This window comes from Fischerella thermalis PCC 7521 (assembly GCF_000317225.1).
Lineage (GTDB): Bacteria > Cyanobacteriota > Cyanobacteriia > Cyanobacteriales > Nostocaceae > Fischerella > Fischerella thermalis.
Window position 1 is genome coordinate 26,211 of the sequence record NZ_AJLL01000087.1, and the last position, 7,390, is coordinate 33,600.

The 7,390-nt window shown below is 42.7% G+C and carries 7 protein-coding genes; 5 read left to right on the forward strand and 2 right to left on the reverse strand.

Annotated features, from left to right (window positions below):
• Positions 1-155: 155 nt before the first annotated feature.
• From UYK_RS0118195 to cysW, 3 genes are read left to right on the forward strand one after another with little or no spacing between them, the layout of a single operon-like run.
• On the forward strand, positions 156-1,313 hold the full coding sequence (locus tag UYK_RS0118195; protein ID WP_016871891.1) for a sulfate ABC transporter substrate-binding protein: 1,158 nt from the start codon (positions 156-158) through the stop codon (positions 1,311-1,313).
• Between the two features lie 49 nt (positions 1,314-1,362).
• Positions 1,363-2,247, forward strand: coding sequence for a sulfate ABC transporter permease subunit CysT (cysT, locus tag UYK_RS0118200; RefSeq protein ID WP_026086506.1), 885 nt, complete (start codon positions 1,363-1,365; stop codon positions 2,245-2,247).
• A complete protein-coding gene (gene cysW, locus UYK_RS0118205; protein ID WP_009453800.1) occupies positions 2,234-3,106 on the forward strand; it encodes a sulfate ABC transporter permease subunit CysW in 873 nt (290 codons plus the stop codon). The genes cysT and cysW overlap by 14 nt, the downstream gene beginning before the upstream one ends.
• Positions 3,107-3,276: 170 nt before the next feature.
• Here cysW and UYK_RS0118210 read toward each other — a convergent pair whose 3' ends face one another.
• Positions 3,277-4,005, reverse strand: a complete 729-nt coding sequence (locus tag UYK_RS0118210) for a Bax inhibitor-1/YccA family protein (protein ID WP_016871893.1) — start codon at positions 4,003-4,005, stop codon at positions 3,277-3,279.
• A 373-nt stretch (positions 4,006-4,378) separates the two neighbouring features.
• Between UYK_RS0118210 and UYK_RS0118215 the strand changes: the two genes are divergently transcribed.
• On the forward strand, positions 4,379-5,161 hold the full coding sequence (locus UYK_RS0118215; RefSeq protein ID WP_009453803.1) for an RNA polymerase sigma factor SigF: 783 nt from the start codon (positions 4,379-4,381) through the stop codon (positions 5,159-5,161).
• Here the strand turns inward: UYK_RS0118215 and dusA are convergent.
• Positions 5,150-6,190, reverse strand: a complete 1,041-nt coding sequence (dusA, locus tag UYK_RS0118220) for a tRNA dihydrouridine(20/20a) synthase DusA (protein ID WP_009453804.1) — start codon at positions 6,188-6,190, stop codon at positions 5,150-5,152. The genes UYK_RS0118215 and dusA overlap by 12 nt on opposite strands.
• A 289-nt stretch (positions 6,191-6,479) precedes the next feature.
• Here dusA and menB point away from each other — a divergent pair, with 289 nt between their 5' ends.
• Positions 6,480-7,313 carry a 1,4-dihydroxy-2-naphthoyl-CoA synthase gene (gene menB / locus UYK_RS0118225; protein ID WP_009453805.1) on the forward strand — a complete coding sequence of 278 codons (834 nt, stop codon included), beginning with the start codon at positions 6,480-6,482 and terminating at the stop codon, positions 7,311-7,313.
• Positions 7,314-7,390: the final 77 nt, after the last annotated feature.

The window sequence follows — 7,390 nt, forward strand, 5'->3', positions numbered from 1 at the left end:
CTGAACTATCAGGTAATACTCACTTTCCCTACCAATGAAGCGTAGATCTTCTCTTGATTTTTAAGCAGCACCCATGTAATATAGCTCACAAATAACCATTAAATCCTATAAATCGACCGAGTAATAGTAGTTTTTAAGCAAACGGGGTAAATAGAATGAGTTCGTGGCAGCGTGTGATTACAAAATCAAGACAAACCTTATTAAAAATCACTAGTAGGGTAAGAGTAAACTCAATCAAAGGCTTTCTATCACTTGCTTTAGTTGGAGTAAGCTTGAGTGTAGCGATCGCCTCCTGCTCTGGCGGCAATGGCAATGGTACTGCTGATAATCCTACAGCAAATCCTGTGGCAGCAGGGAACAATAAACAGGATGTCGAAGTAACCCTCGTTTCCTTTGCCGTTACTAAAGCTGCTCACGATGCTATTATTCCCAAATTTGTCGAAAAGTGGAAACAAGAGCATAACCAAAACGTTACTTTTAGACAAAGCTATGGGGGATCTGGTTCACAAACTCGTGCAGTCATCGATGGTTTAGAAGCAGATATAGTTCACTTGGCGCTGGCTTTAGACACTCAAAAAATTGAGAAGGCTGGACTGATTGAACCTGGATGGGAAAAAGAACTCCCCAATAATGCTGTTGTCTCTAGGTCAGTTGCAGCCCTCATCACTCGTCCAGGAAACCCAAAGAATATCAAAACTTGGGCAGATTTGGAAAAAGGCGATATTAAAGTTATTACTGCCGACCCCAAAACCTCAGGTATTGCTCGTTGGAACTTTCTTGCACTGTGGAACTCAGTCATTAAAACAGGGGGAGGAGAAGACAAAGCCCTCGACTATGTGACCAAAGTTTACAGTAATGTACCAATATTAACAAAAGATGCTCGTGAAGCTACTGACGCTTTTGCTAAGCAGGGTCAAGGAGACGTTTTGATTAACTACGAAAATGAAGCAATTTTGGCACAACAGAAGGGCGAGAAAGTTGATTATGTTGTTCCAGATGTGAATATTTCCATCGACAATCCAATTGCAGTGGTGGATAAGAACGTTGATAAACACGGTACTCGTGAAGTAGCAGAAGCTTTTGTTCAATACCTCTTCACTCCAGAAGCACAGCAAGAGTTCGCCAAACTAGGATTTCGACCTTTAGATGAAGCAGTAGCCCAAAATAAAGAACTTAAAGCGCTTGCTGATAAATACACGAAGGTCAATAATTTAGGAAACGTTCAAGACTATGGCGGATGGGCGGAAGTGCAAACGAAATTTTTTGAAGATGGAGCAGTTTTTGACCAAATCCAAGGCAAAATCAGACGTTAGTCAATAGTCATTAGTCATTAGTTATTCTCCTCGTCTCCCTTCTATTCCCATGACCGTATCCTCTCCTTCATCACCACCTCAGCAAAAAGCTAGAAACAAGACTCCAGAATGGAAGAAGTTTTTGGATCAATTTTTCCATCTTCCTTGGACATGGCGAATTACCTTGGGATATCTAACAGTGATGTTGATCATCCCAATCACTGCCATGTTTTTTAAAGCAGCGACTAAATCCCCAGCTGAGTTTTGGCAAATTGCTACTAGTCCGATCGCCTTATCAGCATATAGCGTAACTTTTGTGACGGCATTGGTGACAGCCTTACTCAATGGTGTTTTCGGTACTTTGATTGCTTGGGTCTTAGTTCGTTATGACTTTCCAGGCAAAAGATTTATTGATGCCACCGTGGATTTACCCTTTGCATTGCCAACAGCAGTAGCAGGTTTAACTCTAGCCACTGTTTACAGTGATAATGGCTGGATTGGTTCGCTGTTCGCTCCCTTCGGTATCAAGATTTCCTTTACTAGCTTGGGTGTAGCTGTGGCGATGATTTTTATCTCGCTGCCTTTTGTAGTACGGACTGTACAACCTGTGCTTCAGGAAATGGAAAAAGAAATCGAAGAAGCTGCTTGGTCTTTAGGTGCGTCTCAATGGCAAACTTTCTGGAAAGTGATTTTACCGCCGTTATTTCCCACAATTTTGACAGGTGTAGCTTTGGGTTTCTCTCGTGCTGTTGGCGAATACGGTTCGACGGTAATCATATCTTCCAACACTCCCTTCAAAGATTTGATTGCACCCGTACTGATTTTCCAACGTCTAGAGCAGTATGACTATTCTGGTGCAACGGTAATTGGCATGGTGCTACTGGTTATTTCTTTGCTGATATTGCTAGCTATTAATTTCTTACAAACTTGGGCAAGAAGATATGACACTAAATGAAGAAGCGTCTTTTCCACAACCCCACAAACAAAAACCAACCAAAACAAAAAGTTTCATTCCTGTAATATTAATTGGGATTGCATTGGGGTATTTAGCGTTGATGCTGTATATCCCTGCTGTCAACGTTTTTTACCAAGCATTTAAAAATGGAGTCGGACCGTTTGTTTCTAACCTAACCCGAGAGGATTTTCTGAGTGCAGCCAAGCTGACAGTACTACTAGCTTTAATTGCTGTACCAGTAAATACTATATTTGGTTTATGTGCAGCTTGGGCGATCGCTCGTCACAAATTTCCTGGTCGCACTTTAATTTTGAGTATCATAGACCTACCCTTTTCAATTTCGCCCGTCGTTGCTGGTTTAATGATCGTGCTACTTTACGGACGAAATGGCTGGTTTGGGGGCTGGTTGCAAGAGCATGGGATCAAAATTATTTTTGCTTTCCCTGGGATGTTACTGGCTACAGCTTTTGTTAGTATGCCCTTTGTTGCCCGTGAAGTCATTCCGGTGTTAGAGGAGTTAGGAAGCGATCAAGAAGAAGCAGCACAAACTTTGGGCGCAAACAGCTGGCAAACATTTTGGCGTGTGACATTACCGAATATCCGTTGGGGTTTGCTTTATGGCTTAATCTTAACCAATGCCAGAGCAATGGGTGAATTCGGTGCTGTTTCCGTAGTCTCTGGAAACATCGCTGGTAAAACTCAAAGCTTACCTCTATTTGTAGAGGATGCTTACAAACAATATGAAACAGAAGCAGCCTATTCAGCTGCTGTGATCTTAGCACTGCTTGCAGTCGTAACTTTGGTGTTGAAGGGGATTTTAGAACGGAAAACAGGTATCAAATCAACAAAGACTCATTAGTCATTTTGATGTTGCTTGTTGTTAGTTGTTGGAAATTACAATCACCGATCAACTACCAACAAATAACCAATGTGACTAATAACTAAGACATATAAGCCACAAAAAACCGTAGTTATCAGAAAGATAACCACGGCATAAAGCTTAAAACAGTGGTTTTCTACTAGATATACTTAGTCACGACCATTTAGGGCGATCAACAGCCTCAGAATGAAGATGAAAAGGTTGATGTAAGTTAAGTACATCGACAAAGCCGCAGGTAGGTATTGGTCATTGCGGTAGGTACGTGGCAGAATGTAAAAATCAACTACAGACGCTCCAGCAAATAGGAATACACCCAAAGCAGAAATACCTATTTCTAACCAGCCTGGAGTATAGACACCAAACAAAGCAAAGACAAATTGCAAGCCGACAACTACGACTAGGGCGATAATACCCAGATTGATGGTTTTTGTCAGAGCCATACCGTCAGTGTCAGAAAGATTTGAACCTATCTGACGAGCGGCGATAAAGGTGATTCCACAACCAAGGGCTGCTAAACCTATTCCTTGAATACCTACACCCTCAGTTCTGAGCGCCACAAATACCAAGCCACTGAGAGTATAACCAGATAAAAGGCTATAGGCGGCTAATAGAGGCAGTGCAAGGCTATTTTTGCCCTTTTCAGCAACATTCTGGGCGACAAAGAACAAAATGAATTCCACAATCACCGCACCGATGAAAGTGGGAAAAAACAATCCGGGGTTAGCACGGATAATTCCTAAACCGCCATAGGTTCCCAATGCTGTTAAGATGAGACCGCCTCCGAGATAAGGCAGAGCATTGGCTATGACATTTGGTCCGACTAGGGCTTGAGTTCTAGCCTCACGGATGGCGTCACGGAAGTTGCTAGTATTGCTCATATTTTACATTTGAGAATTTTACTGACTAATTCCATTCTTACCTAGATTTTTAGCTCATAATTAGAGAAATGAATCCGTAGACATTGTGTTTGCAAGCGCTGGGCATATTGATCAAGGTCTTTGATGACTTCGCACTGCACAAGGGTTACATGCTCGCTAAAACTTGCCGTGAACAAAAACATCTCTGTATCGAACGGATATGGGTACAAAAATTATGCGTGTAAATACTGACCTACGGACTGAGAGCCTACATAAGTTCAGTGAAACAACGAATGGTTTCTCCAACCGTTCCTAAGGAAAATAATTACAGCTTAAGTGAAGTTTTACGCAACTCCGTTTTCTAGGGAATAGGAGTTACCAAAAAGGAATTTCTATGGAAACAAGTCAGTCCTCTATGCGGCCTGATGGTATGGAGTTATTGCAGTTATACCATCAGAATCCTTCTATTGAACTTCGTAATCAGCTTGTTAAATTAAATACTGGCTTAGTACGGAAAATGGCTCATAAGTTTAGCCATCAATGTAATGAGCCTTATGAAGACCTAGAGCAAATCGGTTACTTTGGTTTAATCAGAGCAATTGAGCGTTTTGATCCCAGCCAAGGATATGCTTTTAGTTCCTTTGCTGTCCCATATATTCGGGGTGAGATGCTGCACTTTTTGCGCGATCGCAGTACTCTATTAAAAATTCCCCGTCGTTGGCAAGAACTCTACAATGAGGGGCAAAAAGTTCGTAAGGAATTGGCGGAAATTTTAGGTCGTCCTCCTAAGGATACAGAAATTGCTAAACAACTCAAGGTATCTGTGCAAGAGTGGCAAGAAACCAAATTAGCTGCTCAAAATCGTATGCCTTTAAGTTTAGACGCCACGGTAGTTAACTACATTGATTGTCAAATCACCTTGGGAGAGGCGCTTCCTTGTCCTCGTTCTGGCACTCAACAGCTACAACACGAAGAACGGCAACAACTACAAGGGGCAATTAGCATGTTAGAAGAAAAGCCCCGTATGGCAGTAGAACTAGTCTTCTTGAAAGAACTTTCTCGCAAAGATGCCGCTAAGAAAATTGGCACTAGTCCAATGACAGTCACACGGTATCTGCAAAAGGGAATTCAGGATTTGATGTCGATGCTGCAAACACAAGCCTTATCAACAGGCTGAAAGCACATTTCCTAGTAATGGCGAGTTGGGAACTTGTGCTAACGCCTCTTGTACCACAGCAGAACCTGCTCCCAGATAGCAGGAATTTTCCGTGAGATGACGCTTCCAAACTCGACTACCCGGTTGTCCAGCAAACAATTGCAACATGTGGCGGGTAATTTTGTTGAGTTTCAGACCTTTTGCCACCCAGTAATCAATATAAGCCAACATCGCTTCAGCAACTTCATGGCGAGATAGAGGTTGCATCGCCTCGCCGTAGATTTCACTATCTGCTGTGGCAAATAAATAGGGATGATCGTAAGCTGCACGCCCAATCATCACCGCATCTACCGATTGTAAATGCTCTTTTACCTGCTCCATGTTAAGAATTCCACCATTGATTTCGATAAATAGGTGGGGAAATTCCTGTTTCAGACGATACACATCACCATAGCGCAGGGGTGGAATATCACGGTTTTCTTTCGGGCTTAACCCCTGTAACCAAGCTTTGCGGGCATGGACAGTAAAACGTTGGCAGCCTGCTTGTGAGACAATGCGAACAAAATTTTCCATATCTTCGTAGCGATCGCGATCGTCAATACCAATGCGGTGCTTAACACTTACTGGGATACGAGTAGCATTAATCATCTCAGCTACACAGTCTGCTACTTTCTCCGGGTGTGCCATTAAACAAGCCCCAAAATTGCCATCTTGGACACGACTACTCGGACAACCGACATTCAGATTGATTTCATCGTAGCCCATATCCTCAGCAATCCGGCTACATTCAGCTAATTCCTTGGGATTATCGCCTCCAACCTGCAAAACAAGGGGCTTTTCTTCTGGGAAAAAGCCGAGTAAGTGTTCTTTGTCACCATGTAAAATCGCGGCAGTTGTCACCATCTCGGTATAAAGCAAAGTGCGACGTGTGATTTGCCGCATAAAATACCGAAAGTGACGATCTGTACGATCCATCATCGGTGCAACACTGAGAGGATAAGCACCATGAATCATGGATTGGGGCAAAGTAGCTGAATTCAAATAAGTCATGATCACGAGTCTAGCTTAGAGATAAGCTTTTTTGATAATTTCCATCCAGTGTTCAAGGTGTTGAAATAGCCTAAAGTTATTTATCTCAAAGGACTCCAGCATAAAATATCTCCGTAATCCCTCCCCATTAGCTTACAAGATACCTGGCTTACAAGTATTGGGGAAAAATTGAGAGTGGATTTTCAAGGATATCCAAAGGCTAGAGTTAAGCGATAGAATAGCTCAAATAGCTAGGGACAAATAACTTGCGATAAAATTCTCAGGTTACAAAAATATATCACCCTATACAATGCAAATTAACTGGCAAAGCGTTAAAACCTACGAAGACATTCTTTATTACAAAGCCGATGGCATTGCCAAAATCACCATCAATCGCCCCCACAAGCGCAATGCTTTCCGTCCCAAAACTATCTTTGAACTATACGATGCCTTTTGTGATGCCCGGGAAGATACTACTATAGGTGTTGTATTATTGACTGGTTATGGCCCGCATACTGATGGTAAATATGCCTTTTGTGCTGGCGGGGATCAGAGTGTACGTGGACACGCAGGTTATGTAGATGATAGTGGGATTCCCCGATTGAATGTATTAGATTTGCAACGTCTAATTCGGTCAATGCCAAAAGTCGTAATTGCTCTGGTAGCTGGGTATGCGATTGGGGGAGGACACGTCCTACATTTAATATGTGACCTGACTATCGCCGCCGACAACGCCATTTTTGGACAGACGGGTCCGAAAGTGGGTAGCTTTGACGGTGGTTTTGGTGCTAGCTATCTAGCGCGGATTGTGGGACAAAAAAAGGCACGAGAGATTTGGTTTCTGTGCCGTCAATATAATGCCGAACAGGCGCTGGAAATGGGCTTGGTAAACTGCGTTGTGCCAGTGGAACAACTAGAAGCAGAGGGCATCCAGTGGGCTAAGGAAGTTTTAGAAAAAAGTCCCATTGCGATTCGTTGTTTAAAAGCAGCATTCAATGCTGATTGTGACGGACAAGCTGGCTTACAAGAACTTGCTGGTAATGCAACTTTACTTTACTACATGACAGAAGAAGGAGCCGAGGGAAAACAGGCGTTTTTAGAGAAACGTCCACCTAATTTCCGACAATATCCTTGGCTACCGTGAGTAAAAGGTGGGGTAAAACCAGGGTTCATAAGCTATTTCAGACTTCTGGCTATACCGTAGCACCTTTTAGGAGAGGG